We start from the raw sequence: 26,340 nt of genomic DNA, 5'->3' as shown, positions 1-26,340 counted from the left end.
GTCATCCGGGGGTGTCACCCCTTTTGGCCGATCTTGGGTTCCTCACCGGACCTGATACGTTTGATATTGGCCCGGTGTCGCCAGTAAATCAGCAGGGTCAGGGCCACGCCCAACAGGACCATATGGCCAAAGTTGAGCAAGACCATCAGGAAGGTCGATGCTGCCGCCGCAGCCAAAGCGCCCATGGATGAGATCCGTGTACTGAACGCGCCGATCAGCCAAGCGATGCAACAGCCGACTCCGACAGGCCAAGCGAGCGCCAGCAGCAGGCCCAGCAGGGTCGCCACACCTTTACCACCCTTGAACCGCAGCCATATCGGATAGCAATGGCCGAGCATTGCAGCAATGGCAGCAATCTGCGCGGCGTCCTCGCCGACCATCGCGCGGGCCAGCAGGACGGCCACCGCGCCTTTGCCACCGTCAAACAGCAGGGTCAACGCCGCGGCGGTCTTGTTCCCGGTGCGCAAGACATTGGTCGCGCCGATGTTGCCAGACCCGATCTCGCGCAGGTTTCCCAGGTTCATCAAACGGGCGAGGATCATGCCAAACGGTATGGACCCGATCAGATAACCCAGCAGTGCCCAAAGGGTCAGAACAACAGGAGAAGAGATGATCTCTGGCATTATTGAGCCTCAAATACGCAATTGCCTGCAACAAAGGTTTTCAGCACCTTACCCTGCATCCGCATTCCGTCAAATGGCGTGTTCAGGGACTTGGAACGCAGTGTGCTGCGGTCCATGACAAAAGGTGCATCGGGGTTGAACAGAACCAGATCGGCAGGGGCACCGGCCTGCAGCCGCCCCGAGGGAAGGCCAAGTCGCTTCGCCGGGTTCAGTGACATAGCGCGCCATAGCGTCGGCAGATCCATGACGTCCGCATGGACCAAACGCATGGCGGCGGGCAAAAAAGTCTCTAACCCCACCGCGCCGGAAGCGGCCTCTTCGAAGGGCAAGCGCTTGGATTCTTCGTCCTGCGGGGTGTGCATCGAACAGATGATATCGATCAATCCGCTGGCGACAGCTTCGGCGACCGCAAGGCGGTCGTCTTCGTCGCGCAAGGGAGGTTTCAGTTTGAAGAAGGTTCGATAATCCGCCACGTCCAGCGCATTGAGCGTCAGATGGTGGATGCCTACGCCCGCCGTGATGTCCAGCCCGTTGGCCTTGGCCCGTTCCAGCGCGGGCAGGGCGCGGGCGGTGGTGATCTGGTCCGCGTGATATTTTGCCCCGGTCATTTCGATCAGGGCGATGTCGCGGTCCAGCCCCATTCGCTCTGCCATAGGCGAGACAGCAGGCAAGCCGCGCAGCGAGGCAAATTTGCCCGAGGTGGCGGCGGCGCCCTTGCTCAGGATTGGCTCTTGCGGGTGGGCAATCACCAATGCGCCAAGGCTGCGGGCATAGGTCAAAGCGCGACCAAAGACTTTGGTGTCTGTGACCACGTGATCACAATCGGTAAAGGCGGCGGCACCCGCATCCATCAAGAACCCGATTTCCGTCATCTCCCGGCCCTGCCGCCCCTTGGTCAGGGCAGCCATCGGAACGACATTGACGGGCGCGGCCTCATTGGCGCGGCGGGTGACAAATTCCAGAACTTCGGGGCTGTCGATCGCCGGTTCGGTGTCAGGGCGGGTGATCATGGTGGTCACGCCCCCTGCCGCCGCGGCCAAGCCGGCAGAGCGGTAGCTTTCCTTGTGGCGCTCACCCGGCTCGCAGACTTTGACACCCAGATCGACGATACCGGGGGCAAGGCAATGGCCGCCACAGTCGATGACGTCCGCCCCCTTCGGGACCGTATCTTCGCCAATTTGCAGTATTTTTCCCTCTGAAATCGTCAAACCGCCGGTGATGATCTGTCCGGCGTCTGGGTCAATCAGCTTGGCATTGGTGAAATGCATGGTCATGGCGGGCCTTCGTGCAGTGGAGTTGCGCCCTCTTGCCTGAAAAACGGGTTCAAACCAAGGGGGATGTGGCGAACAATTCTCAAAGCGCGGCTTGGGCCGCCTTGATCGTCGCCACAAGCTCGGCGGGCTGGGCCAGATCGCGGATTACAACCGACTGGCCGTTTTGCAAAGTCACGACAACACGCGACAGCCATTGTCTGCGCAAGAACTTGATATCGCTTAGCGTGACCTGCCCATGGCCTTCGGGGCCGTCGTAGATCAACGCCGCACTCGTCAATTTCCAGATCTCATGACGACGCTTGCGCCACGCGGCCAAATCTTCGATGGCAAAGACACCGACGAAACCGGCCGTCGCAAGCAATGACCAGCCTGAGCCAAATTGCAGGAACTCCTTATAAGGGGCGCCGGGAAGGGCCAGCGCAAAAATTGCAGGCAGTTGCAGGCCAAGCGCGGTCAGTGCGGTGACAATTGCGATACGGCGCAGGCTGGCTTTGGGTGCGGGCCGCCATTGCGCAATGGGCTCTACCCGATCCACAGCATCATACCGACCACGCCAAAGGCCACCAACAACGCGATCATCGCGATGCGGCCGGACATTTTGGGATCGGGTTTGGGTTCTTGCATGACATAGGTTTAGCGGAATGCAGATGGCTGCGCCAGTGGCGCGGCCCGCGTTAAAGCAGCCACCACAGGATCAAAGCGCCCAGAACGATTAGCCCGGCCACCACCATCGCGCCGGCGCCGCGCCCGTCCGCAGGATTTGGCGGTGTGGTCTGCGCGTGACCGGTATAAGGCGCGGCGGCTTCGCTGGTCAGTGGGCTTTCGGGCGGGGCAGATTTTGTGCGGCCGTAGGTGCCGATCAGTGTCAGTTGCAATGCAGGTTTCAACACGGCCGCTTCCCCGCGAAATGCGGTGGAATAGACCAACATCACCCATCCCTCCAGCGCGGCCAGTTTTGCCGCGTCGCGGTCCAGTGCTTCGGATTGCACGTCAACACCCTCGCGCAGATAGCCCAGCAACCCGAGCTGGTCGAGATCAGAGATACGGATGACCTCAACACCTTTGGGGTCTACCTCAGCACCCAGCATTGTCGACAGCGATCCGGGGTTCTCAAGCGTTTCCGCCGCACCATCTGGCAGCGAGACCGAGAACACCCTGACCTGCCCGTGTTCGTTGCGGGGGATATCAATCGTCCTCATGTCGCTGCTCCTTTGGTGTGTCCGGGTTCACGGACACAACGCCTAGGCCGCCCGTGCGTTCCGAATGTTTTGTGCCAGCAGGTCCATTGCGGCCATACGAACGGCCACGCCCATCTCGACCTGGTCCTGAATCACGCTTCGGTTGATGTCATCTGCGAGGGTGCCGTCAATCTCGACACCGCGGTTCATTGGGCCAGGGTGCATCACGATCGCATCGGGTTTGGCATGGGCCAGTTTCTCTGCGTCCAGCCCGTAGCGGTGGTAATACTCGCGCTCTGAAGGGATGAACCCGCCATCCATGCGTTCTTTCTGAAGGCGTAGCATCATCACCACATCTACGTCCTTCAATCCCTCGGCCATGTCGTCAAACACTTCGACGCCAAATTCGCCGATTTGGGCGGGCATCAAGGTGGGTGGGCCGATCAGGCGGATGCGGTTTTCCATCTTGCCCAGTAACATGATGTTGGAGCGTGCCACGCGGCTGTGGGCAATATCGCCGCAAATCGCGATGGACAGACGGTGCAGGCGGCCCTTTGCGCGGCGGATGGTCAGCGCATCCAGCAAGGCCTGGGTCGGGTGTTCGTGGCGCCCGTCACCGGCGTTCAGCACGGCGCAGTTCACCTTTTGCGCCAGAAGGTCCACCGCGCCCGATTGCGGGTGGCGTACCACCAGAAGGTCGGGATGCATCGCATTCAAGGTCAGAGCCGTATCAATCAGTGTCTCACCCTTTTTGATCGATGAGGCCTGCATCGCCATATTCATCACATCCGCGCCAAGACGTTTGCCCGCGATCTCGAAACTGGCCTGGGTGCGGGTCGAGTTTTCAAAGAACATGTTGATCTGGGTCATGCCCGCCAGCACGTCATTGTGCTTGTCCGCCTGCCGGTTCAGATCGGCGTAAAAATCGGCGCGGTCCAAAATGGCAGTGATATCCGGCGGCGACAGCGGCTCAATGCCAAGCAGATGACGGTGGGGGAAGGACATGGGCAGACCCTTTTGCAGCGTTGCGGCCTTATAGGCGGGCATTGCCCTGCGCGGCAAGGTGATTGCGGCGGTGGGCACCGGTGCCGGCGCAAATTGCCGCATGTCGAACAGGGGTTTTGGTTCCCCTGGCCAGAGGCGTAAGTTGGGGCCATGGAATCAGTGAACTTTCATCACGATCTGGCCTTGCTGGATTGGCAGGTCGAACTGGGCGCGACCGATGCGATCTGTGACGTGCCGGTCAACCGCTATGAAGTGCCCGCCGCGATTGAAAAGCCCAAGCCAGCGGCCGCAGCGATGAAACCGGGTATTGCCGCTCCCGTCGAAGTGGATGCCGTTGCTGAGGCCGAAAGGACCGCGCAGGCCGCGCAGACCCTGCCAGAGCTGCAAGACGCATTGGCACGGTTCGAGCTTTGTGAGCTTAGGAAAGGCGCACGTAATCTCGTGTTTTCCGACGGCATCGCCGGGGCGGCTGTGATGATCGTGGGCGAGGCGCCGGGCCGGGATGAAGACCGTGCTGGCAAGCCGTTTGTGGGCCGCGCCGGTCAATTGCTGGACCGGATGTTTGGCGCGATTGACATGGGACGGGCCAATGCGGATGCGCCGATCTATATCACCAATGTTCTGCCTTGGCGGCCGCCGCAAAACCGCGACCCCAAGCCCGAAGAGATCGCTATGATGCGCCCGTTCTTGATGCGGCATATCGCGCTGGCCAAGCCTAAGGTGCTGGTCGCAGTGGGCAATCATGCCTGTCAGGCGCTGCTGAACAAACGCGGGATCACCCGTTTGCGCGGCCAATGGGCTGAGGTGGCGGGCCTACCCGTTATCCCGATGTTCCACCCGGCCTACCTGCTGCGTAATACAGATGCCAAGCGCGAGGCTTGGGCAGATTTGCTTAGCCTGAAGGGGCGGTTGAAAGGATGATTGACCTGCTGACCCTGGCCGCATTTGTGCCTGCCTCTCTGGCGCTGAACCTGACGCCGGGGGCGGATATGATGTTTTGTCTCGGGCAGGGGTTGCGCTCTGGGCCAAGGGCGGCGGTGGCGGCGAGCGCGGGGATCTCGGCGGGATCCATGGTGCATGTTTTGCTGGCGGGCCTGGGCCTTGGTGCGGTGATCGCCGCGTTGCCCTGGGCCTTTGACGCGATCCGCTGGGCTGGTGTGACCTATCTGCTGTTCCTGGCGGTGCAATCCCTGCGCAGCCATGCTGGAGCCAAACAAAAGGCGGCGGCGCTGCGTCCTGCGCGAGCCTTTGCAACGGGTTTTATCGTGAACCTGACCAACCCAAAGCTGATCTTCTTTGTTCTGGCGTTCTTGCCACAGTTTGTGAAACCCGAGGCGGGCAGCGTCTTGCTGCAATTCCTTATCTTCGGGTCGATCATCGGGCTGTTCGGCTTTTTCATCAACGCCGCTGTGGGCGTTTTTGCGGGCGGTGTCGGGCGGCGCGTGGCCTCGGGCAGTCGCGCGTTGAGCTGGATCACCAGCGGTATTTTTGTAGCGCTGGCGGCGCGATTGGCCCTGATGGAGCGAACATGAGCAGAATTGACGAAACCATGGAATTTGTTCCGGTCCGCATCGCGGTGCTGACCGTGTCGGACACACGCGCCCTTGCCGATGACAAGTCAGGCGATGTTCTGGCCGCGCGGATCGAGGCAGCCGGGCATATCCTGAAAGAGCGCAACATCGTGCGCGACGAACGAAAACTGATCGCAGATCAGCTGCGGACATGGTGCGCCGACGGCGATATCGACGTGGTGATCAGCACCGGCGGCACCGGATTGACGGGCCGCGATGTGACCGTTGAGGCCCACCGGGATGTTTACGAAAAAGAGATCGAAGCCTTCGGGACGGTCTTTACCATTGTGTCGATGCAAAAGATCGGCACCTCCGCCGTGCAAAGCCGCGCCACGGGCGGCGTGTCCAATGGGACTTATCTTTTTGCGCTGCCGGGATCACCGGGGGCCTGCAAGGATGCATGGGACGAGATCTTGTGCAAACAGCTCGATTATCGGCACCGGCCCTGCAATTTTGTAGAAATCATGCCACGTTTGGATGAACACAAGCGACGGAAATAGCGCTGGACCCCGTATCATCTTGTGACTTGGCATTTGTGGGCATGCCACTAGGTTAGTTGGGCGGTGCATGTCCGCAGGTGATGGGATAAAGATGCGGTTTCTAAGACAAAGCATGATCGGTTTGTTTCTGGCGGCGCTGACGTTTGGCCTGCTGGCTTATGCCGTGTCTTTGGTGGGCGGTGCCCTGCGCGAACGCCTCGCCGACGAGGCGAAAGCCCCCCCCGCGCGAGAGCGGGTGTTTGCGGTCAACGTTCAAACGGCGCGGGCGCAGACGGTTGTGCCGGTTTTGCAAAGCTTTGGCGAAGTGCAAAGCCGCCGGTTGCTGGAACTTCGCGCCGCGGGCAGTGGCCGGGTGATCGGCTTGGCTGACGGCTTTGAGGACGGCGGCACAGTTGTGGCCGGGCAAGAGCTGGTGCAGCTCGACCCGGCAGATGCGCAATCTGCGGTGGACCGGGCGTCCAATGATCTTGCCGATGCCGAAGCGGCTGTACGTGACGCGGACCGCAACCTTGCATTGGCACGCGATGAACTGGCTGCAGCGGAAGATCAGGCCGCTTTGCGCGAACGCGCCCTTGTCCGGCAACAGGATCTGGCAGAGCGGGGCGTTGGCACCACAGCGGCCACCGAAACAGCCGAGCTGGCGGTCTCAGCCGCGCAGCAGGCGGTGCTGTCGCGGCGGCAGGCGCTGGCGCAGGGACAAACCCGTGTGGATCAGGCCGCAACAGGATTGGCACGCTCGCGCATCGCGCTGGCCGAGGCGCGGCGGCGGCTTGAAGATACCACTTTGACCGCGCCCTTTGATGGCACATTGTCTTCGACCAATGTCGTGGTGGGGCGCTTGGTCTCTGCAAACGAGCGGTTGGCAGAGCTGATTGATCCCGATGACCTTGAGGTGTCTTTCCGGTTGTCGACCGCGCAATTCGCGCGATTGCTGGATGATCAGGGCGGGTTGATCAAGGCAGATGTGGACGTGATTTTGGATGTGGCAGGTGTGGATTTGACGGCAAAAGGCCGTATCAGCCGCGCCGCTGCGGCGGCGGGCGAGGGATCGACGGGGCGTTTGATCTTTGCTGCGCTGGGCAGTGCGCCGGGGTTCAAACCCGGTGATTTTGTGACCGTGCAAGTGCGCGAACCGGCGTTGCCCGATGTGGTCCGCCTGCCAGCCTCAGCGGTGGACGCAGGCGGCGAGGTTCTGGTGCTGGACGACGAAGACCGGCTGGAGGCCGTGAAGGTCACGGTGCTGCGCAATCAGGGTGATGATGTGCTGGTACGCGGCCCGATCCTGGGGCGTGAAGTGGTCGAGGCGCGCTCGCCCCTGCTGGGCGCGGGGATCGCGGTGAAACCATTGCGTCGCGGCGAGGATGGCGCGGCCACTGCGCCGCCGGACCAACCGGAAATGCTGGAACTGACCGAGGAACGCCGCGCCCGTCTTGTGGCCTTTGTCGAGGGCAACAAGCGGATGCCAAAAGAGGCCAAGGCACGGGTGTTGGCACAATTGTCAAAACCGCAGGTGCCGGCCCGCATGGTGGCCCGGATTGAAAGCCGCATGGGGGGCTAGCTATGGCACGGCCCATCGGATCTGCCGCAGGGGGTATCCTGTCCTATTTCACCCGCCACGCCACGGCGGCGAACCTGTTGCTGGTGGTGCTCTTGGTGGCCGGATTTGCCGCCGCGCCCAACATGCGCGCACAGTTTTTTCCTGATGTGATCATCGACAATGTCTCCGTGACCACCCTATGGAGCGGGGCCGGGGCCGAGGATGTGGACGAGGCCATCGTGCAGGTGTTGGAGCCTGCTTTGCTGGGTGTTGAGGGTGTCGAAAGTTCCAACAGCACCTCGCGCGAAGGGCGCGCTGTTGTGACACTGGATTTTGAGCCGGGCTGGGACATGGCCCGCGCCGCGGCGGATGTGCAGACGGCGGTCGATGCCATAACCACGCTGCCCGACGATGCCGAAGATCCCTCCGTGCGGCGCGGCGCCTGGCGCGACAGGGTCACGGATGTGGTGATTACCGGCCCGATTGCGCCTGCGCAGCTTGGACGATTTGCGGATGAATTTGTGACGCGTCTCTTTGCGGCGGGCGTCACGCGGACAACCATCCAAGGCGTCGCTGCGCCAGAGACTTTGGTCGAGGTGCCCTCGGCCAAGTTGATCGCCTTTGACATTTCCATGGCCGACATTGCCAGCGCCATCGCCGCCGAGGTCGATGCCGATCCGGCGGGCGATGTGAGCGGGGCCAACGCGAGGGTCCGGACAGGGACGGCCAAACGCAGCGCGGGCGAAATAGCCGGCATTGTTCTGCGCTCCAATCCTGACGGGTCAAAGCTGACCATCGGGGATGTCGCGCTGGTGCGTACCCAAGGCGTGGACCGCGAACGCAGCTTTTTCGTGGGGGCCGATCCGGCGATGTCGATCCGCGTCGACCGATCTGACCGGGGCGATGCCATCGCGATACAGGAGCGGGTAGAGCAGGTCGCCGCCGAATTGCAGGCCGGTTTGCCTGCCTCTGTGACGGTGGAGCTGATCCGCACCCGCGCCGAAGCGATTACCGGGCGCTTGGATCTTCTGATCGACAACGGGCTGATGGGGCTGGGGCTGGTCGTTGGGTTGCTGTTCTTGTTCCTCAATGCCCGCACCGCGTTCTGGGTCGCGGCAGGCATCCCTGTTGCGATGGGGGCGGCGATTGCGCTGATGTATGCGGCGGGTCTGACGCTCAACATGATCTCCCTTTTTGGGCTGATCATCACGCTGGGCATTGTTGTGGATGATGCGATTGTGGTCGGCGAACACGCCGATCACCGGTACCGCACCCTTGGCGAGGGGGCGATGCAGGCGGCGGAGAACGCCGCGCAGCGCATGGCAATGCCGGTGTTTGCGGCGACACTGACCACGATTATTGCCTTTTTTGGTCTGGTGGCTGTGGGAGGGCGATTTGGCGATCTGATCCGCGATATTCCTTTCACGGTGATTGCGGTTCTGGCGGCGTCACTGGTCGAATGTTTCTTGATCCTGCCCAACCATATGGCCCATGCCATGCGGGCGGCCGCCAAAGAGCATTGGTATGATCTGCCCAGCCGTATCACCAACATCGGCTTTGTCTGGTTGCGTGAAAACCTGTTCCGCCCGTTCATGGCCGGGGTGATCCGGGGGCGCTATGTTGTGCTGGCCGGGGTGACTGCGATCCTGGCCTCTCAGGTGGCGCTGTTCATCAATGGCGATGTGCAATGGCGGTTCTTCAACGCACCTGAGCGCGGGTCCGTCACCGGCAACTTTGCCATGGCTGAGGGGGCAACCCGCTCCGATACGCTTGAAATGATGCGCGAGATGCAGCGGGCAACGGAGGCTTTGGGGGCGGAATATGAGGAACGCTACGGGGTCAACCCGTTGGATTATGTCATCGCGCAAACGGGGGGCAATTCGGGCTATGGGCTGGCGGGCGCAGACAGCAAGGACAACGACCTGCTGGGTGGCATTTCGATTGAGTTGATTGATGCCGATCTGCGCCCCTATTCCAGCTTTGCTTTTGTTGGAGAGCTTCAGGACCGCGTGGTGCAGCATCCACTGGCCGAAACGGTCAGTTTTCGGGGGTGGCGGTCCGGCCCCGGAGGCGATGCGCTGGACGTGCAGTTTTACGGGGCCGACACGGATACGCTCAAGGCGGCATCAGAAGCGTTGCAAGCGGCGCTGCGGCAATATCCGGAAGTCAGCGCGGTTCAGGACAATCTGGCCTATGACAAAGAGGAGTTGATCCTCGATCTGACGGCGCAGGGACAGGCGCTTGGCTTTACCATCGACACGCTGGGCCGGGCCTTGCGCAACCGTTTGGGCGGCATTGAGGCGGCGACCTATCCCGATGGGCCGCGTTCCGCTGCGATCCGCGTAGAATTGCCCAAAGGCGAGCTGACCGCCGATTTTCTGGACCGCACGCAGATGCGGACACCGGCAGGGCAATACGTGCCGCTGGCCGATATCGTCAGTGTGGAGCGGCGCACGGGGTTCAGCACGGTGCGGCGTGAGAACGGCATTCGGCTGATCTCCGTGACCGGAGATATTTCCGAAGACGATCCGGCCCGCGCCAGCGAAATTGGCGAGGCTTTGCAAAATGACATCCTGCCGCGCATTGCCTCCGAATTGCAGGTCGAGTTCCGGTTGGCCGGTCTGAACGAACAGGAAGACGAATTCCTGAGCGATGCCTTGACCGGATTGATCCTGTGTTTGACGGGCATCTTCCTAGTACTGGCGTGGATCTTTGGCTCATGGACCCGGCCCCTGGTTGTGATGGCGATCATTCCGTTCGGGCTGGTTGGTACGATTTATGGTCATGCCTTGTGGGAGGTGCCGCTGAGCATGTTCACGGTTGTTGGGCTGCTTGGCATGACGGGAATTATCATCAACGATTCTATCGTGTTGGTCACAACGATTGACGAATACGCCACTACGCGCGGGCTGATACCGTCGATCATTGATGGCGCAGCGGATCGGTTGCGGCCAGTGATGTTGACGACAATGACCACGGTTCTGGGGATGGCGCCGCTGCTTTATGAGCAAAGCCAGCAGGCGCAGTTCCTCAAACCCACGGTGATCACACTGGTCTACGGTCTGGGCTTTGGCATGTTGCTGGTCTTGCTGGTGGTGCCTGCGCTAGTGGCTGCACAGCATGATGTGGCCCGCCAGATCGCGGCGATGCGCCGGGGCACAGCGGCACCGGTGCGCAGCTTGCGCTGGGGATTGTTGGCCTTGTGGGCTGTTGTGGTCGCTTGGGGCGCGGTGACGTTGGGCTGGGCCGCGTGGCAGGGCGCGCTCCATCCGCAGGTGTTGGCCCTGTTGCCCATGCTGGCCGGGCTCAAAGCGATGAGCGCCGCACTGGCGGCGTTTGTTGCCGGGGCTTTGGTGGTGGCACTGGCAGGCTATATCGCAGGGATTGCGGTCTACGCCATCGGAGGGCGCAAACAGGCCGCTTAGCCTAACGCGGGGCGCAGCCTTTGATCTCAACCGCGTGCTTCTTGCCCAGCACGGTGATCACCATATCGGATCGGTTGATCGCCACGGCACTGCCACTGACCGAAGCCAGTTCCGCCTGAACCGTCAGCGTTTTGCCGGACCGGCTTGCGCGGGTTTCGCTCATCCATAGGTCGGGGTTCGGGGTTTCGAACACCACGACTTCTTTGCCGCCCGCGTGGGGCAGGGTCAGCTTGGCGGTGATCTGCAATCCATCTGACGTGGGGCGCAGTGTGCAGGTGGCGGATTTAACGCCTGCCTCCTTGGCCGAATAGGGCCGCGACGCCAATGCGGCGGCGATCACTGGCGTTGGCTTGGCAGACGTGCTGTCCAAGGTCGCGCTCAAGGTCAGTTGTTGCGGCACACAGATATCGCTGCAAACCCCGATGTCGAGTGTTGCACGCAGGTTGATCGGCTGGCCTGCCCGGCGCGGTGCGATGGCTAAGGGCAGAACCAATTCTCGGGCGTATCCGATGGTGCGCATCCCGCTTTGGCTAAACACCTCGGGCGTGGGCCAGATCACCCGCACAGCCTTGAGATTGCCGGATTTGGACCAGTTGAACTGCGGGGGGATACCCGCATCGCCGGGGGTACGCCAGTAGGTTTTCCACCCCGGCAACAGCGTAAGGCGCAACGCTGCCACGCGGCTGCCGTCGGCCTGCTGCCATCCGGTCAGGATGTCGCCTGTGACCGGAACCTCAAATGCGTCCTGCGCCAAGGCGGGCAGGGGCGAAGACAGGGCCATCGCGCTACAAAGCGCAAGCGAGGTGAATAGACGTTTGATCATACCCCTACATGGGACAATCCGGCGTCACAGCCAAGTCACGTTTGCATCAGCCATGTTTCGCGTCTTTGTGCCGCGCCCCTTGCCCCGCTGGCGGCGAGGGTGCATCCTGAACGGGAATTTTGGGGATAATGTTGATGGCCGATCAGGCGCTGGATCTCACTGGAAAGTTGCTTGTCGCGATGCCGGGCATGGGCGATCCGCGGTTTGACCACTCGGTGATTTACCTTGTGTCCCATTCGGACGAAGGGGCGATGGGTCTGATCGTGAACAAGCCTGCACCGGGTGTATCGCTTGCCGATGTGCTGGATCAGCTGGAAAGCGCCCCGCCCATGGATGGCCCTTTGCACGGGGTGCATTTTGGCGGCCCGGTCGAGACAGGGCGCGGTTTTGTATTGCATTCGGATGACTATTGTTCTGCCATTCATACACTGAGGGTTGCGCCGGGTTTCGCCCTCACTGCGACCCTGGATATTCTGGAGGACATCGCGCGGGGCGACGGGCCGGAAAGCAGCCTGTTGATGCTGGGGTATTCCGGCTGGGGTCCGGGGCAGCTTGAGGGCGAGATTGCGCAGAACGGCTGGCTGACCTGCGATGTGCCGCCGGATTTGGTATTTGGAATGGCGGACGCGAAAAAATGGGCGGCGGCGCTGGAAAGCATTGGCATTGATCCATTGGGCCTCTCGGCCACGGCCGGTCACGCCTAAAGGCTGGATCAGCGCGGCGCAGCTGCCCGTTGCAATCTGTCATTTATCGCGCGGCCCAGCCCCTGCATCGGCACAGGTGCCACTGCGATGGGGCGGCGGGTGCTGTTGAGCTGGTGCAGATGGCCAAAAAGGTTTGCCGCAGCTTCGGACAGATCACCGGAGGCTGACAGGTTCAGATCGCACTGCATCGGTCCGAAGCCCAGCAAAACCTCATCGCCTCGCGCCTTGCCTGCGTTCAGGCGCACAGCAGCATCAGGCGCATAATGCGAGGCCAGTTGGCCCGGCGCGATGATCTCGGACCCTTGTGCCGTTTGCACGGGCCGACCCAGCGCAGCCTCAATCGCCTCCTGCGGCAAGCCACCTGCACGCAGGACCACCGGATCAGGGCCGGTGAGACCGACAATTGTGCTTTCCAGTCCAACGGAACAGGGACCATCGTCCAGAACCGCCGCAATCCGTCCATTGAGACCGGCCATCACGTGATCGGCGGTTGTGGCGCTGATCCGGCCTGATGGATTGGCAGAGGGGGCGGCAACCGGCCCGCCAAATTCGGCCAGCAGACGCCGCGCGGCGGGGTGCATCGGCACCCGCAGGGCGACGCTGTTCAGACCGGCTGTCACCAGCGGCGACAGATTTTGTTGATCACGCAATGGCAACACCATCGTCAGCGGGCCGGGCCAAAAGGCCGTCGCGAGTATTTCGGCGGCATCTGGCCAATCTACATAGTTCCGCGCCATCCCAGCATCCGACAGATGCACGATCAGTGGATTGAAACTGGGCCGGCCTTTGGCCTCGTAAATCCCGGCAACAGCCTGTCCGTTCGTGGCATCCGCGCCAAGGCCATAAACCGTCTCTGTCGGGAAGGCGACCAAACCCCCTTGGCGCAGCAAAGCGGCGGCATGGGAGATGCCATCATCTGTGGCGGAGAGGATTATTGTGTCCATGGCCATCTCTGTGCGTGACGCCGCGTTCAGGTTGCGGGACTGCGGTTGCCGTTTCATGCTGATCTCAATACCAGCAGCCCTTAGCAGGGCAGGATCGTGTTTGCCAAGCGCCTGCGCGCCCTAACAGGAGTATTGCCCATGCCATATCGCGCCGCTGTAGATGACTTTGACTTCCTTCTGGGGCAGGTGATCGATTTCGCCGCGCTCAGCGAAACGCAGCTCTTTGCCGATGCCACGCAGGATTTGTCCAAAGCGATCTTGGCGGAGGCTGGCAAGATGTGTGACGCGGTCTTGGCCCCGCTGCAAAGGGCCGGCGATCTGCATCCCGCGCGGTTGGAAAACGGCGTTGTGCGCACCTCGCCGGGCTATGCCGAAGGATTCAAGGCGATTGCCGAGGGGGGCTGGATCGGGATGTCAGCGGACCCGGACTATGGCGGGATGGGGCTGCCGATGAGCCTAACCTACGCGGTCAATGAAATGATGAGCGGCGCGTGCCTTTCGCTGCAGTTGGCTCCCTTGATGTGTCAGGGCCAGATTGAGGCGTTGGAACATCATGCCTCGGACGCGATCAAGGCGTTGTATCTGCCCAAGCTGATCAGCGGCGAATGGACGGGCACGATGAACCTGACCGAACCGCAGGCGGGATCGGACGTCGGTGCATTGTCGTCCAAAGCGATCAGCAATGGCGATGGAACCTATGCGATCACCGGACAAAAGATCTACATCTCATGGGGCGACAACGATTTTGCCGCCAATGTCTGCCATCTGGTTCTGGCGCGTTTGCCCGATGCCCCGTCCGGCACCAAGGGGATCAGCCTGTTTCTGGTGCCGAAGTTTCTGCCAGATGAAAACGGCGATCCGGGTTCGCGCAACACGCTCTCGGTGGTCAGTTTGGAGCACAAGCTGGGACTGCACGGATCCCCCACTGCAGTGATGCAATATGACGGGGCGACGGGGTGGATGGTCGGGCCGGAGCATGGCGGCATGGCTGCGATGTTTACAATGATGAACAACGCGCGGCTTGGCGTCGGCGGGCAGGGGATTGGCGTTGCAGAGGCGGCCTGCCAGCAAGCCTTGGCCTATGCGATGGAGCGCAAACAGGGGCGGACGGGCGCAGGTGGCGCTGGCACAATTGCGGACCATGCAGACGTGCGCCGGATGTTAATGGCGATGAAGGCCGATACTTTTGCGGCGCGGGCGATTGCGCTGTCTTGCGCCCATGCGATTGATATGGGCCGCGCCACCGGCGCTGCGGACTGGACCGCGCGGGCGGCGTTCTTGACCCCGATTGCCAAGGCGTTCGGATCTGATGTCGGGATCGAGGTTGCGCAGACCGGATTGCAGGTGCATGGCGGCATGGGCGTGATCGAAGAGACAGGCGCGGCACAATACAGCCGTGATGTGCGTGTGACGGCGATCTATGAAGGCACCAACGGCATTCAGGCGATGGATTTGGTTGGGCGCAAAATGCTGGACGGCGGCGAGGCCGCAAACCGGCTTTTGGACGAGATCGAAGCCGAGATTGAAGGCGCACGGGTGCATTTCCCAAATATGGCCGATGCGGTCTGGCAGTCGTGCGAAACCCTGCGCGAGGCGACCGACTGGATGGTGGCGCAGACGGATATGAACGCACGATTTGCCGGGGCGGTGCCTTACCTGCGATCTTTTGCACGGGTTCTGGGCGGGCATTTGCATCTGCTGTCTGCCAAGGCGGACATCGGCGGGCCACGGGAAAAACTGGCGCGTTTTTATATTCAACGGCTATTGCCGGAACATCAGGGCCTTTTGGCGCATGCACAGGCAGGCGACAAAGACTTATTTGCCCTCACAACAGAAGAGTTGATTGCGTAATGGCCGATTTTGCACCCGAAGGTATCCGCTATCCTTGGGACACACCGCCCGCCCATGGAACCGAGGCGATCGAGGTCGCGCCGGGGGTATTGTGGCTGCGGATGCCATTGCCGATGAAGCTGGACCATGTGAACGTTTATGCGCTGGACGAAGGTGACAGTTGGACCATCATTGACACCGGATTTTCATCGAAAAAGTCCAAGGCGATCTGGCAGGAAGCCATGGATGGCCCACTGGGAGGTAAGCCGGTCTCGCGGGTTGTGGTGACCCACCATCACCCCGATCACGTGGGTCTAGCGGGATGGTTTCAGACCGAATTTGGTGCCGAATTGGTGACGACGCGCACCGCATGGCTGACGGCGCGGATGCTGACGCTGGATGAACAAGAGGTGGCTCCCGCCGAAACGCTCAGCTTTTATCGCCAGTCCGGCATGGACAACGAGATTTTTGAAAAACGCAGGACGGACCGACCGTTCAACTTTGCCGATATCGTCGCGCCCTTGCCGCTGGGCTATACCCGGATCAAACAGGACGACACGATCACCATGGGCGGGCGCCTTTGGGATGTGCATATGGGCAACGGCCACGCCCCTGAACACGCCACATTCTGGAGCCGCGATGACAACCTGGTGATTGCGGGCGATCAGATCCTGCCGTCCATAAGCCCCAATGTCGGCGTTTACCCGACTGAGCCGATGGCGGACCCTATCGGCGAATGGCTTGAAGCCTGCGAACGGCTGGCGCCGATGGCGCGGCCTGATCATCTGGTCCTGGGCGGGCATAAGTTGCCGTTCACGGGATTGCCCAAACGCATGTCGCAGCTGATTGAGAATCACCATGGCGCGCTCGATCGGCTATTGGCCTTCATCGAAACGCCCAAAGCGGCCTCTGAATGTTTCCCGCCGCTGTTCAAAAGATCGATAGGAGAGGCGGAATATGGCCTGGCTTTGGTTGAGTCCGTCGCGCATTTGAGCCACCTTTACCAAACCGGTCTCGCAAAACGCGACAAACGCGAGGCGGACGGTGCATGGGTGTATCAACGCAAGGAATAGCAATTGCCAATGGATGATGAGATCAGGACCGCCGCCGAAGCCTTCGAGGCAGATGCCATGCCGCGTGTGCATGAGGTGCATTCCGATCCCAATAGCCGCAATGCTTGCGATCAGGAAATCCCGCAAAGCGTCAAAGACAAGCCGGTCACGCAGAAATCCCCTGCGCAATGGGCTTATGAGCGTGTGGTGCTGTATCTCAAGAATTTTGAGGAACAGCTCGACAACGAACACGAGGTCGCCATGGGCTTTACCGGCACCGAGGCCGGTGTTCTGCGGATCGAGGGCATGGGCTATTTTGACCCCGATATCGTGACATTCTACGGGACAGACCAAACCGGGGGGCGGACCCAGCTGATCCAGCATGTGAGCCAGCTTAACGTCGTACTGCGGGCATTGCCGAAACGGGTGGAAAATGCCGCCCCGAACCGGATCGGATTTCGATTGGTCGAGGATCTGGAAAATTCCGGTGATGATCCGGCATAGCGGGGCAAGGGCATGGATGTGACGATCTGATGCTTTGACCGCGTGACAGCGCCGTGCAATTAGGATAGCAAACCCGCAAACCAATTTACCGAGGACCGCAAAAATGGCCGAACACGAACATGGCAGCATGAACTACGAAGCGCAGGAAAAAACCTTTGCCGGCTTCATGTCATTTACAACCAAATCCGTGATTGTGATCTTGGTTCTGCTGGTGTTGATGGCGATCTTTATCCGCTAAGACCACCACCAAGACACAAGGGTGTTTCTGTGACACGTTATTTTGCCGGTCTGGCACTGGTCGCCTTGTTGGCGGGATGTGCTGCAGACAACAGCCCCGACAGCCCGATCGAAGCCGTGCAAGCGGCGGCTTATCAGGCGCCCGGGCCAAAGACCTTGACCATTTTTACCATGGTCAACAATCGCACGGGCAGTGGCGGGCACACCGCCCTGATGGTCAATGGATCCCAGCGGGTGATTTTTGATCCGGCTGGATCATTCCGTGATCCGCGCGTGACCGAACGCGGAGATGTGCTTTATGGTGTGACGCCAGGTTGGCTACAGGCCTATAAATCCGCCCACGCGCGCAGCACCTATCACGTGGTCAGTCAGGAATTTGTCGTCACGCCCGAACAGGCGGAAAAAGCGCTGCGGTTGGTGCAGGCCAATGGCGCGGTGCCAGGGGCCTTCTGCGCCAATGCGACAACCGCGATTCTGAGCCAGATCGAAGGGTTCGAGGGCGTGAAACAGACGTTTTATCCGGTCAAACTGATGGAACAGATCGAAAGCTTCCCTGGAGTTCGAACCACGCGTCTTTATGAGAATGACGAGGGTGATGTGATCGATGCGGTGAAGGCTGGTCAATTGGCCCAATAACCGGCGTTACCCGAGGAAATACAGCAAACCATATAGCGTGAATGCGCCCGACAGGATCGCCGCAATCACGTTTTTGCTGAGCAATCCAACCAACAGCGTGACACAAGCCGCCGCGAGGCGGGCGGGCTCTGTCTCGCCGCCTGTGGCTTGCGGCCAGATCACCTGCGGCGCGACGAGGGCGGGCAAAATGGCAACAGCGGTATAACGCAAGTGCCGCAGCAACCAATCTGGCATGGCCCGTGATCCGACAAATCCTGTAAAGACAAAGCGCAGAAAAAAGCTGCCGATGCCGAGGGCGATGATCACGATCCAGAGGGTGGTTTTGTCGATCATTCTGCCCGCCCCCGTTTGCGTTCCTGCCACAGCTCGGCTTGCGCACCGGCCATCATCCCGACAATACCAGCCACCATGAGGCCCAATGAATAGGGGATGCCAGCGGCCAACAGGCTGACTGCCACGGCCACCAATGCGGCAACCACATGGGCCAACGTGCGGAACATCGGCGCGATCATTGCAAGAAAGGTGATCGGGATTGCAAAATCCAGCGCCCAGCCATCAGGAAACCATGCGCCAAGATAGGCACCGATGAAGGTAAACCCGTACCACAGGGGCACAATCGGTGTAACCACGCCAAAGAAATATACCATCCGCAACGCGATGGACATATCGGGGCGGCGTTCATATTCGGCGACCGAGACAACATAGGATTGATCCACGGTTAAATACGCGGCCAGCGCACGCTGCCACAGCGGGGCCGCGCCGATGTAGGGGGTCAGTGCCGCAGAATACATCGCCATCCTCAGGTTTACAGCCAGCGATGAGATGATCACCACAAGTGTAGGCGCCTGTTCCTGCATCAGTTGCAGGGCCGTAAATTGCGCCGCCCCTGCAATAACGACAATGGAAAAGGTCAGCGTTTCGACCACGCTGAGGCCCGCCTCTGTCGCCACAAGGCCAAACAGAGAGGCAAACGGAATGATCACCAGAATGAACGGAGAGCTGTCAAAGATCCCCTTCAAATAGGTCGATTTTGCGGTGGTGGTGGCCATGGGAAATCCCTAACTTACCGGCCATGACTAGCGCCATTGGTGGGGGGATACAATTGGCACAAGACCCGGATGTGACCGAATACCTGATTGCGCCTGATCCAGCGGCGGCGCGGCTGACCCGGCCCGTGACGGGCATGGATCACGATGGCAATGAAACCACCATTCGCGTTGTCGAGGAGCGCCCGCTTACGATCTATCTCAACAGTCAGGAAATCGTCACGGCGATGACGATCGGGGATTATCCCGAATATCTGGCGCTAGGGTTTCTGCGCAATCAACACATGCTGCGCCCGGACGAAGAGATCACCCGCGTTGACTATGACGAAGAGCTCGAAACCGTGGTTGTGCGCACGGCGCGGGCCACAGATTACGAAGGCAAGATGCGCCGCAAAACACGCACCAGCGGCTGTGCGGTGGGCACGGTTTTTGGGGACATGATGGAGGGGCTGGATAAGGTTGTGCTGGCCGACACGCCGGTACGTAGTTCATGGCTCTATGCCCTGTCGGCCAAGATCAACCGCACGCCGTCGCTGTATCTTGAAGCAGGTGCGATCCATGGCACTGTGCTGTGTCATGAGGATAAGCCTTTGGTTTATATGGAGGATGTGGGCCGCCACAATGCGGTGGACAAGATTGCGGGATGGATGATGTCCGAAGGGATCGGGGCAGAGGACAAGATCCTGTATACCACCGGGCGACTGACCTCTGAAATGGTGATCAAGACCGCGATGATGGGCATTCCGGTGCTGGTATCACGGTCGGGCTTTACCGCATGGGGCGTCGAAATCGCACAGCAGATCGGGCTGACATTGATTGGCCGCATGAAGGGCAAACGCTTTGTCTGCCTCAGTGGCGAGGCGCGTCTGATCCGCGATGCGGACCCCGCGCAGGTGGCAGAAGAGCCGCGCAAGTCTGGCCGCAAGGGGGGCAAGGGATGAAGCAACCATTGGGCGTGATCCTCGCGGGGGGACAGGCCACGCGCATGGGTGGCGGCGACAAGGGATTGCTGGCGCTGGGCGGGCAAACCCTGCTGTCGCGGGTGATGGACCGGCTTGAACCGCAAGTGGCCGGGATGGCTTTGAACGCGAATGGCGATGCCGCGCGGTTTTCAGGGTTTGATTTGCCGGTGTTGCCAGACAGCATTTCAGGGTTCGTCGGTCCGTTGGCCGGCGTGCTGGCCGGGCTGGATTGGGCCGCGGAGCAGGGGGCAGATGCCATTGTGACCGCCGCCGCAGACACACCGTTTTTCCCTTGCGATCTGGTGCCACAGCTTTTGTTGCGCGGCGAGGGTATGACGCATCCCATGGTCCTGGCCGCGACACCGGCTGCCAAGCGCGGACAGGCGCGACATCCGACGTTTGGCCTGTGGCCCGTGGCGCTGCGTGATGATCTGCGGGCAGCCCTGCAAGGCGGGTTGCGCAAGGTTGTCATGTGGACAGACCAACATGGCGGGCGCGAGGCGTTGTTCCCGGAAGAGGCTGCGTTCTTTAACGTGAACACACCCGAAGATCTGGCGCGGGCGGAGGAGATGTTGTGAAATTATTTGGCGTTGTCGGTTGGAAAAACGCAGGCAAGACCGGTCTGATGGAACGTCTGGTGACAGAGATCACCGGGCGCGGCATCACCGTCTCGACCGTCAAACATGCGCACCACAGTTTCGATGTCGATCATCCGGGCAAAGACAGTTTCCGCCATCGCACGGCAGGCGCGTCAGAGGTGCTGCTCGCCTCAGGCAACCGCTTTGCCTTGATGCATGAATTGCGCGGCGCAAAGGAGCCAATTTTGGCCGAGCTGCTGACCCGCCTCAGCCCGGTCGATCTGGTATTGATCGAAGGATACAAACGCGATGATCACCCCAAGGTTGAGGCGCATCGGGCTGTGACGGGCAATCCCTTGATCGCGCCCGAAGATCCAACCGTGCGGGCGGTGGCGGCGGATGTGTCGCTTGATCTGGATCGGCCGGTGTTTGATTTGAATGATACGGTGGCGATCGCTGATTTCATACTGTCCGAGGTCGGGCTTTGACCCCGTTTGACACGGTTGTGATGGTCGATTGGTCGGCTGGAAACGACCGTGGGCCGCGTCCGGTGAAGGACGCGATTTGGATCGGGGTGCAGCGGGGGGCAGCGGCTGAGGAGCCTGTCTACCAGCGTAATCGGCAAGAGGCGGAGCAGTGGTTGGCGGCGTTTCTGACGGCTGAACGTGAAGAGAGACGGCGCGTTTTGGTCGGCTTTGATTTCCCGTTCGGCTATCCGGCTGGCTTTGCCGAGGCGCTGTGCGGGTCATCTGATCCGCTGGACTTGTGGGATTGGTTCGAGGCCCGGATTGAGGATGATCCAAAGGGCAACAACCGCTTTGATCTGGCAGCCGAGATCAATCTTGGTCTTGGGTTGGGGCAGGGGCCGTTTTGGTTCAACACGCTGTCTCGTGATATTGACGGGCTGCCGCGCAACAAGGATGGCTATGCCAATCCGTTCCCGGAAAAGCGGCGCTGTGAGGATCGGGCCAAGGGTGCGTTTACCTGTTGGCAAATGGGCGGTGCCGGTGCGGTAGGGGGGCAGGTGATGATGGGTCTGCCTGTACTGGCGCGGTTGCGCCGCCAGTTCGAGGTTGCGGTCTGGCCTTATCAGCCGCTGACCGCGCCCATTGCATTCGTCGAGATTTGGCCGTCGCTGACTGCCGGGACTGCGGCAGAGGGCATGATCAAAGACGCATGGCAGGTTCAGCAGATTGCTGGGCAGGTGGCGCAATTGCCCGCAGACCGGCTGGCCACGCTGCTTGATGTTGATGCGCCGGAGGAAGGGTGGATATTCGGTTTGGGACATGAAGATGAATTGCGCGGCGATGTGCCGCCGCCTTTGCGCAACGATTGTTTTGCATTGCCGCCTGGCGTGCACTGGACGCCCGTAAGCGAGGCGCATGATCTGCTTAAGGCGCGGCTTTCGGCGGTCACTCGGACCGAGACCGTGCCGCTCGGCGCGGCGGCGGGCCGGATCGCGGCGCAGGCGGTCTTCGCCGCACGGGCCAATCCGCCGCTGCCCAATACGGCGGTGGATGGGTACGGGTTTGCCGGTGGACGCGGGGCTGGCACACATGGGTTGCCATTGGTGGAGGGGCGTGCGGCGGCAGGTGACGCGCCCGGCGCTGTGCCGGAGGGGCTGGCGATCCGGGTTCTGACAGGTGCGGCGCTGCCCGAAGGGGTGGATACGGTGATCTTGCAAGAAGATGTGGGTTTGGCGGATGGGTCGGTCCGTTTTTCCGGCCCTATAAAGGCCGGAGCCAACACCCGAAAGGCTGGCGAAGACGTGATCGCGGGACAGGAAATTCTGCCTGTTGGGCGCAAGATCACACCAGCGGATCTGGCCCTTTTGGCGGCGACCGGTGTTTCCGAGGTGGCCGTGCGAAAGCCGCTGAAGGTGGGGGTAATCTCAACAGGGGATGAGCTGGTTGAGCCGGGTGCCTCTGCGCGCGACGGGCAGATCTATGATGCCAATCGTCCGATGTTGCTGGCGTTGGCAGAACAGTTTGGCCATGTGCCTGTGGACTTGGGCCGGGTGCCGGATGACCGCGAACTCTTGCGGGCGCGGCTGGACAATGCGGCGGCGGAGGTTGATGTCATCCTGACCAGCGGCGGCGCCTCTGCGGGGGATGAAGACCACGTGTCGGCCTTGTTGGAGCAGGCAGGCGCCATGGCGCTGTGGCGCATGGCGATCAAGCCGGGGCGGCCCTTGGCGCTGGGTCTGTGGCAGGGCGTTCCGGTCTTTGGCCTGCCCGGCAATCCCGTGGCGGCATTGGTTTGCGCGTTGATCTTTGCGCGGCCAGCGATGTCGGTTTTGGCCGGGGCAGGTTGGGCAGAACCGCAGGGGTTTGAAGTGCCCGCTGCCTTCGCCAAAGCGAAAAAGGCAGGACGCCGGGAATATCTCCGCGCAAGAATACGGGGTGGCCGGGCAGAGGTGTTTGCATCCGAAGGGTCGGGCCGGATCAGCGGGCTCAGTTGGGCCGAAGGGCTGGTGGAACTGCCGGAACCTGCCGGTGAGATCAAGCCGGGTGATATGGTCCGCTATGTGCCGTTTGGCAGCTATGGCCTTGCGGGGTGATGCGGTTTTGCATCGTGCCTGGATAGTGGCTCGCCTGGCCCTTGGGGATTTGCGGCGGGGCTGTCATACTCAGGACATCAAAATGGAGCTTTGATGTCCTGATAATTGCGGGCTGCAATGCGCAGCCCTTGTGCAGACAACCGTTGATTTGACCGCCTTGGCGGAAGGGTTCTTTGCGCAATCACCATATTCAATCAAGACAACGAACAGTGCCTAATTGGGCTGTTCGATCAAAGAAAGCATGCTCTGACAATGATCAGAAAATTCAAAACCGAAGACACCGAAGCGATCATCGACATCTGGCTTCGCGCCAGTTATCTGGCCCATCCGTTTCTCAGCGAAGCGTTTTTGCAAAGCGAGGCAGACAACGTCAGGAACATCTATCTGGTTCATGCCGAAACATGGGTGGCCGAAGTGAACGGCAATATCGCCGGTTTCATCGCCTTGCTGGATGATGAGGTTGGCGGGTTCTTTGTAGACCCAGACTATCACGGGCGCGGCTTGGGCCGGGCCTTGATGGACCACGCCGTCGCACTGCGCGGCGGTGCGGTGACGCTGGGTGTGTTCAAGGACAATCCTATCGGGCGGCGTTTTTACAAGGCCTATGGATTTACCGGGGATCAAGAGAGTATTCACGAACCCACAGGTCAGATGGAAATCCGTTTGACCTACCAAAAATCCGAATAGCAGATTGGGGCGGAGAGGAAACTTTCCGCCCCTTTTGACCTAGTCAAACGTACCGGCGCAGCGGCCGAGCAACATGAACGCGCGGGCCGTGCGCGTGTCAGCCAGCGCAGAGATTTCACCATCACTGGCACGTTCTTCGAATTCTGCAAAGGTCTTGTCAAAGCGGCGCAAAAAGTGGTGCGCGGCGTCGCGGAAGATCGGATCCTGTTTCATCCGCGCATTGGTGAGGGCCAGCGACGAGCGGTCCCTGATCCCACCCAGGGCGGCGATGGGGCGCCCGCGTGCGCCTTGCGCAAACTGCCGCCAGATCTCGGGGCGGGCGCGGTCGGGGCGCAGGTCGTCCATGTAGATGCCGTCCTGGGACATCAGGGTCAGCACATCCTGGGCCGCTTGGACCAATTGTGCGGCGGACCGGTCCTTGAGTGCGCGGCGCAGAGCGGCGAAGCCAACCTCATCCTCGGCGGTTTCAGGAAAATTCAAGGCGCGAATGAAATCATCATTGGACAGCATCGGCGCGAGGTCTGCCGCCTGTGTGCCAAGGGCCAGTGTAGGCTGATCATCCACTGGTGCCGCGGCCACCTGCGGGACTTTGCGGGCCTGCTCTTCGCGGCGCGATTGAAAGGTGGCCAGCGCGGTTTCGGTTTTGCGGGCCGTGGTTGCGATCTCATCCAGTTTGCGGGCCACAGAAGACGATCCAGATTGCATCCCATGCCCTTGTTGTTGGGCGATATAGGCTTGGCGAATGCCGTCTATAGCGGTCTGCAACCGTTGGCTTTCCTCGCGCATCACACGGCTGGCCCGCGCGGCGGTGGCGGCGACCCAGATCATCGCCACGGGCATGAAGACCGCCAGCATCGTCATCAGAAAACGCAGGCCATCCGCATCGCTGCTACCACCGGCCTGCGGATCTTGCGGCAAAACGACAAAAAACACCACGGCGCCCAGCAGCCACAGCGCGCTGAGTGCAATCGCCACCACCTCAATACCGGTCACGGTTTGCGGTTTGGGTTTGTCATAGATGCCAAGCGGTGTCGGGCGGGCCGGGGCCGCGCTGTCAGCCGCTGCTTCGATTTCGGGTCGTTCAGCCATGCCGGTTTTCCCGTTCAGGCAAAGACGATTTTGAGAACCTCATAGGATTTCTCGCCCCCCGGTGTGCGCACTTCGACCGAATCTCCTTCTTCCTTGCCGATCAAGGCGCGGGCAATGGGCGATTTGATGTTCAGCAGCCCATCCTCGATCTTGGCCTCATATTCGCCAACGATCTGATAGGTCTTTTCCTCATCGGTGTCCTCGTCCACCAGGGTGACCCGTGCGCCAAACTTGATTGCGCCGGACAATTTGGCCGGGTCAATCACATCGGCCAGCGAAATCACGCCTTCCAGTTCTTTGATGCGGCCTTCGATGAAGGATTGTTTTTCCTTGGCCGAATGATACTCGGCATTTTCGGACAGGTCCCCATGTTCACGGGCCTCGGCAATCGCCTTGATTATCGCAGGGCGTTCCTCTGTCTTGAGCTGCTTGAGCTCTGTTTCCAGCGCGGTATGGCCCGCGCGGGTCATGGGAATCTTTTCCATGGGTGGTCTGTCCACGTAATGAGGGCCGCACCCGCAAATCAAACGGGGGCGGCCGTTTTCGAAAATAGCTGCCCATTACCTGACCCAAATTGCCGTTGGATTGCAAGGGGGATGGGTTCGTCAATTGGCAGGGATCAGCCGTCAATCGTATTGGACAACTTCGTATTCGATATCGTCATCGTCGTGGAAGTAAAACCGCCGGCCGGGTTCGTAATCGGCGTGATTGCCGGTTTTGAAACCATGGGCAATCACGGCCGCTTCGGTGGCGTCGATATCATCCACGACAACAGCGATGTGGTTGAGACCGCCGACCTGTGTGTAGGTGTTGGTCTTGGCGTCCATAGGCGCGCGGGGGGTATAGAGCGCAAGGTATTGGTCCTCGGTGCCGACGTGAATGGAAAGGCCGCCGCCAAGGGAATCGCCTTGCCAGCGGATTTTCCACCCGAACAAAGCCTCCATCCAGGCGGCGGTTTTGTGGGGATCGGCCACGGTGAAATTGGTGTGTTCCAAAAGTGCAGGCATGTTTTGTCCTCTTCGGTTTTGCTTGACTGCCTGTTGTTGTAATTTCTAAACCTAACTTTAGATCAAGCATTTTTTTCGGAGGGCGATATGTCGATAAATGACGGGCTTTCGATCGGGGCATTGGCAGGGCGGACCGGGCTGGCCGTGTCGGCGATCCGATATTACGAGGCGCAGGGTCTGATAAAGCCCTGGCGCAACGCGGGAGGACAGCGGCGATTTGAACGGGCGGATCTGCGCAAACTCAGTTTCATCATGATCGCCCAGCAGTTTGGTTTCACCCTGCCGCAGATCAGAGCGGAGCTGGACCAATTGCCGGGCAAACGGCCACCCACGAAGGCCGACTGGGCGCGGATCAGCGAAAGCTTTCGCGATGCATTGGATCAGCGGATCGAGACCCTGACAAAGCTGCGCGAGAATCTGGACGGTTGCATTGGATGCGGATGTCTAAGCCTGGATGTCTGTGCCATGTACAATCCGGTGGATCGCGCCGCCGAAAAAGGGCCCGGCCCGCGTTATTTGATGGGGGATAGCCCCGAAACGTAATGCGGCGACAACCATTCGGGGGCGG

The 26,340-nt window shown here is 60.7% G+C and carries 29 protein-coding genes; 17 read left to right on the top strand and 12 right to left on the bottom strand.

The window, feature by feature from the left end; translation table 11 throughout:
• Positions 1-14 precede the first annotated feature (14 nt).
• The 5 genes from plsY to JNX03_RS09960 all read right to left on the bottom strand — a co-directional run bounded on the left by plsY (position 15) and on the right by JNX03_RS09960 (position 4,080).
• The gene (gene plsY, locus JNX03_RS09980; protein WP_203208928.1) at positions 15-623 is read right to left on the bottom strand and encodes a glycerol-3-phosphate 1-O-acyltransferase PlsY; all 609 of its coding nucleotides are present in this window, start codon (positions 621-623) and stop codon (positions 15-17) included.
• A complete protein-coding gene (gene pyrC / locus JNX03_RS09975) occupies positions 623-1,897 on the bottom strand; it encodes a dihydroorotase (protein ID WP_203208927.1) in 1,275 nt (424 codons plus the stop codon). The genes plsY and pyrC overlap by 1 nt, the downstream gene beginning before the upstream one ends.
• Positions 1,898-1,976: 79 nt before the next feature.
• Positions 1,977-2,432 carry a hypothetical protein gene (locus JNX03_RS09970; protein WP_203208926.1) on the bottom strand — a complete coding sequence of 152 codons (456 nt, stop codon included), beginning with the start codon at positions 2,430-2,432 and terminating at the stop codon, positions 1,977-1,979.
• A gap of 139 nt (positions 2,433-2,571) precedes the next feature.
• Positions 2,572-3,096 (bottom strand): hypothetical protein, encoded by a 525-nt coding sequence (locus JNX03_RS09965; RefSeq protein ID WP_203208925.1) that lies wholly within the window; start codon positions 3,094-3,096, stop codon positions 2,572-2,574.
• Between the two features lie 42 nt (positions 3,097-3,138).
• Positions 3,139-4,080, bottom strand: coding sequence for an aspartate carbamoyltransferase catalytic subunit (locus JNX03_RS09960; RefSeq protein WP_120504432.1), 942 nt, complete (start codon positions 4,078-4,080; stop codon positions 3,139-3,141).
• Between the two features lie 150 nt (positions 4,081-4,230).
• Between JNX03_RS09960 and JNX03_RS09955 the strand changes: the two genes are divergently transcribed.
• The 5 genes from JNX03_RS09955 to JNX03_RS09935 all read left to right on the top strand — a co-directional run bounded on the left by JNX03_RS09955 (position 4,231) and on the right by JNX03_RS09935 (position 11,113).
• Positions 4,231-5,001, top strand: coding sequence for a uracil-DNA glycosylase (locus JNX03_RS09955; RefSeq protein WP_203208924.1), 771 nt, complete (start codon positions 4,231-4,233; stop codon positions 4,999-5,001).
• Complete coding sequence (locus tag JNX03_RS09950; protein WP_203208923.1) at positions 4,998-5,612, top strand: LysE family translocator; 615 nt, start codon at positions 4,998-5,000, stop codon at positions 5,610-5,612. Before JNX03_RS09955 ends, JNX03_RS09950 begins: the two co-directional genes overlap by 4 nt.
• On the top strand, positions 5,609-6,151 hold the full coding sequence (moaB, locus tag JNX03_RS09945) for a molybdenum cofactor biosynthesis protein B (protein ID WP_203208922.1): 543 nt from the start codon (positions 5,609-5,611) through the stop codon (positions 6,149-6,151). Before JNX03_RS09950 ends, moaB begins: the two co-directional genes overlap by 4 nt.
• Before the next feature lie 91 nt (positions 6,152-6,242).
• Positions 6,243-7,709, top strand: a complete 1,467-nt coding sequence (locus JNX03_RS09940; protein WP_203212208.1) for an efflux RND transporter periplasmic adaptor subunit — start codon at positions 6,243-6,245, stop codon at positions 7,707-7,709.
• Between the two features lie 2 nt (positions 7,710-7,711).
• The gene (locus JNX03_RS09935; RefSeq protein WP_203208921.1) at positions 7,712-11,113 is read left to right on the top strand and encodes an efflux RND transporter permease subunit; all 3,402 of its coding nucleotides are present in this window, start codon (positions 7,712-7,714) and stop codon (positions 11,111-11,113) included.
• Position 11,114: 1 nt separating this feature from the next.
• On the opposite strand, the gene JNX03_RS09930 is transcribed toward JNX03_RS09935, so the two are convergent.
• Complete coding sequence (locus tag JNX03_RS09930; protein WP_203208920.1) at positions 11,115-11,936, bottom strand: protein-disulfide reductase DsbD domain-containing protein; 822 nt, start codon at positions 11,934-11,936, stop codon at positions 11,115-11,117.
• A gap of 128 nt (positions 11,937-12,064) precedes the next feature.
• On the opposite strand from JNX03_RS09930, the gene JNX03_RS09925 reads away from it, so the two are divergent.
• Positions 12,065-12,640 (top strand): YqgE/AlgH family protein, encoded by a 576-nt coding sequence (locus JNX03_RS09925; protein ID WP_203208919.1) that lies wholly within the window; start codon positions 12,065-12,067, stop codon positions 12,638-12,640.
• 8 nt (positions 12,641-12,648) lie between these two features.
• Here the strand turns inward: JNX03_RS09925 and JNX03_RS09920 are convergent, their stop codons facing one another.
• On the bottom strand, positions 12,649-13,590 hold the full coding sequence (locus JNX03_RS09920; protein WP_203212207.1) for an L-threonylcarbamoyladenylate synthase: 942 nt from the start codon (positions 13,588-13,590) through the stop codon (positions 12,649-12,651).
• A gap of 132 nt (positions 13,591-13,722) precedes the next feature.
• Here JNX03_RS09920 and JNX03_RS09915 point away from each other — a divergent pair, with 132 nt between their 5' ends.
• The 5 genes from JNX03_RS09915 (at position 13,723) to JNX03_RS09895 (ending at position 17,843) form a co-directional block, all read left to right on the top strand.
• On the top strand, positions 13,723-15,435 hold the full coding sequence (locus JNX03_RS09915) for an acyl-CoA dehydrogenase (RefSeq protein WP_203208918.1): 1,713 nt from the start codon (positions 13,723-13,725) through the stop codon (positions 15,433-15,435).
• Positions 15,435-16,487 (top strand): MBL fold metallo-hydrolase, encoded by a 1,053-nt coding sequence (locus tag JNX03_RS09910; protein ID WP_203208917.1) that lies wholly within the window; start codon positions 15,435-15,437, stop codon positions 16,485-16,487. The genes JNX03_RS09915 and JNX03_RS09910 overlap by 1 nt, the downstream gene beginning before the upstream one ends.
• A 9-nt stretch (positions 16,488-16,496) precedes the next feature.
• Positions 16,497-16,970, top strand: coding sequence for a DUF6173 family protein (locus JNX03_RS09905; protein WP_203208916.1), 474 nt, complete (start codon positions 16,497-16,499; stop codon positions 16,968-16,970).
• Between the two features lie 103 nt (positions 16,971-17,073).
• Positions 17,074-17,208 (top strand): aa3-type cytochrome c oxidase subunit IV, encoded by a 135-nt coding sequence (locus tag JNX03_RS09900; RefSeq protein ID WP_025047946.1) that lies wholly within the window; start codon positions 17,074-17,076, stop codon positions 17,206-17,208.
• Between the two features lie 29 nt (positions 17,209-17,237).
• Complete coding sequence (locus JNX03_RS09895) at positions 17,238-17,843, top strand: hypothetical protein (protein WP_203208915.1); 606 nt, start codon at positions 17,238-17,240, stop codon at positions 17,841-17,843.
• Positions 17,844-17,849: 6 nt separating this feature from the next.
• Here JNX03_RS09895 and JNX03_RS09890 read toward each other — a convergent pair whose 3' ends face one another.
• On the bottom strand, positions 17,850-18,176 hold the full coding sequence (locus JNX03_RS09890; protein ID WP_203208914.1) for an AzlD domain-containing protein: 327 nt from the start codon (positions 18,174-18,176) through the stop codon (positions 17,850-17,852).
• Positions 18,173-18,892: an AzlC family ABC transporter permease gene (locus JNX03_RS09885; RefSeq protein WP_203208913.1), complete on the bottom strand. Its 720-nt coding sequence runs from the start codon at positions 18,890-18,892 to the stop codon at positions 18,173-18,175. The genes JNX03_RS09890 and JNX03_RS09885 overlap by 4 nt, the downstream gene beginning before the upstream one ends.
• Positions 18,893-18,915: 23 nt before the next feature.
• On the opposite strand from JNX03_RS09885, the gene JNX03_RS09880 reads away from it, so the two are divergent.
• The 5 genes from JNX03_RS09880 (at position 18,916) to JNX03_RS09860 (ending at position 23,676) form a co-directional block, all read left to right on the top strand.
• Positions 18,916-19,830: a formate dehydrogenase accessory sulfurtransferase FdhD gene (locus tag JNX03_RS09880; protein ID WP_203208912.1), complete on the top strand. Its 915-nt coding sequence runs from the start codon at positions 18,916-18,918 to the stop codon at positions 19,828-19,830.
• Positions 19,827-20,429, top strand: a complete 603-nt coding sequence (mobA, locus tag JNX03_RS09875; protein WP_203208911.1) for a molybdenum cofactor guanylyltransferase MobA — start codon at positions 19,827-19,829, stop codon at positions 20,427-20,429. The genes JNX03_RS09880 and mobA overlap by 4 nt, the downstream gene beginning before the upstream one ends.
• Entirely contained in the window at positions 20,426-20,917 is a 492-nt protein-coding gene (mobB, locus tag JNX03_RS09870) for a molybdopterin-guanine dinucleotide biosynthesis protein B (protein ID WP_203208910.1), read from the top strand. The genes mobA and mobB overlap by 4 nt, the downstream gene beginning before the upstream one ends.
• 20 nt (positions 20,918-20,937) lie before the next feature.
• Positions 20,938-22,989, top strand: coding sequence for a molybdenum cofactor synthesis domain-containing protein (locus tag JNX03_RS09865; protein WP_203212206.1), 2,052 nt, complete (start codon positions 20,938-20,940; stop codon positions 22,987-22,989).
• A 252-nt stretch (positions 22,990-23,241) separates the two neighbouring features.
• A complete protein-coding gene (locus tag JNX03_RS09860) occupies positions 23,242-23,676 on the top strand; it encodes a GNAT family N-acetyltransferase (RefSeq protein ID WP_203208909.1) in 435 nt (144 codons plus the stop codon).
• A 39-nt stretch (positions 23,677-23,715) separates the two neighbouring features.
• Here the strand turns inward: JNX03_RS09860 and JNX03_RS09855 are convergent, their stop codons facing one another.
• The 3 genes from JNX03_RS09855 to JNX03_RS09845 form a co-directional block, all read right to left on the bottom strand.
• Positions 23,716-24,765 carry a hypothetical protein gene (locus JNX03_RS09855; RefSeq protein ID WP_203208908.1) on the bottom strand — a complete coding sequence of 350 codons (1,050 nt, stop codon included), beginning with the start codon at positions 24,763-24,765 and terminating at the stop codon, positions 23,716-23,718.
• A gap of 14 nt (positions 24,766-24,779) precedes the next feature.
• Positions 24,780-25,250: a transcription elongation factor GreA gene (gene greA, locus JNX03_RS09850; protein WP_203208907.1), complete on the bottom strand. Its 471-nt coding sequence runs from the start codon at positions 25,248-25,250 to the stop codon at positions 24,780-24,782.
• Between the two features lie 141 nt (positions 25,251-25,391).
• Positions 25,392-25,772, bottom strand: a complete 381-nt coding sequence (locus JNX03_RS09845; protein WP_203208906.1) for a VOC family protein — start codon at positions 25,770-25,772, stop codon at positions 25,392-25,394.
• Positions 25,773-25,859: 87 nt separating this feature from the next.
• Between JNX03_RS09845 and soxR the strand changes: the two genes are divergently transcribed.
• The gene (gene soxR, locus JNX03_RS09840; RefSeq protein ID WP_203208905.1) at positions 25,860-26,315 is read left to right on the top strand and encodes a redox-sensitive transcriptional activator SoxR; all 456 of its coding nucleotides are present in this window, start codon (positions 25,860-25,862) and stop codon (positions 26,313-26,315) included.
• Positions 26,316-26,340 lie beyond the last annotated feature (25 nt).

Origin of the sequence: Sulfitobacter mediterraneus (genome assembly GCF_016801775.1) — a bacterium.
GTDB lineage: Bacteria > Pseudomonadota > Alphaproteobacteria > Rhodobacterales > Rhodobacteraceae > Sulfitobacter > Sulfitobacter mediterraneus_A.
Note: the sequence above shows the minus strand (reverse complement) of the source record. Positions and strands in the feature narration are given on the sequence as shown.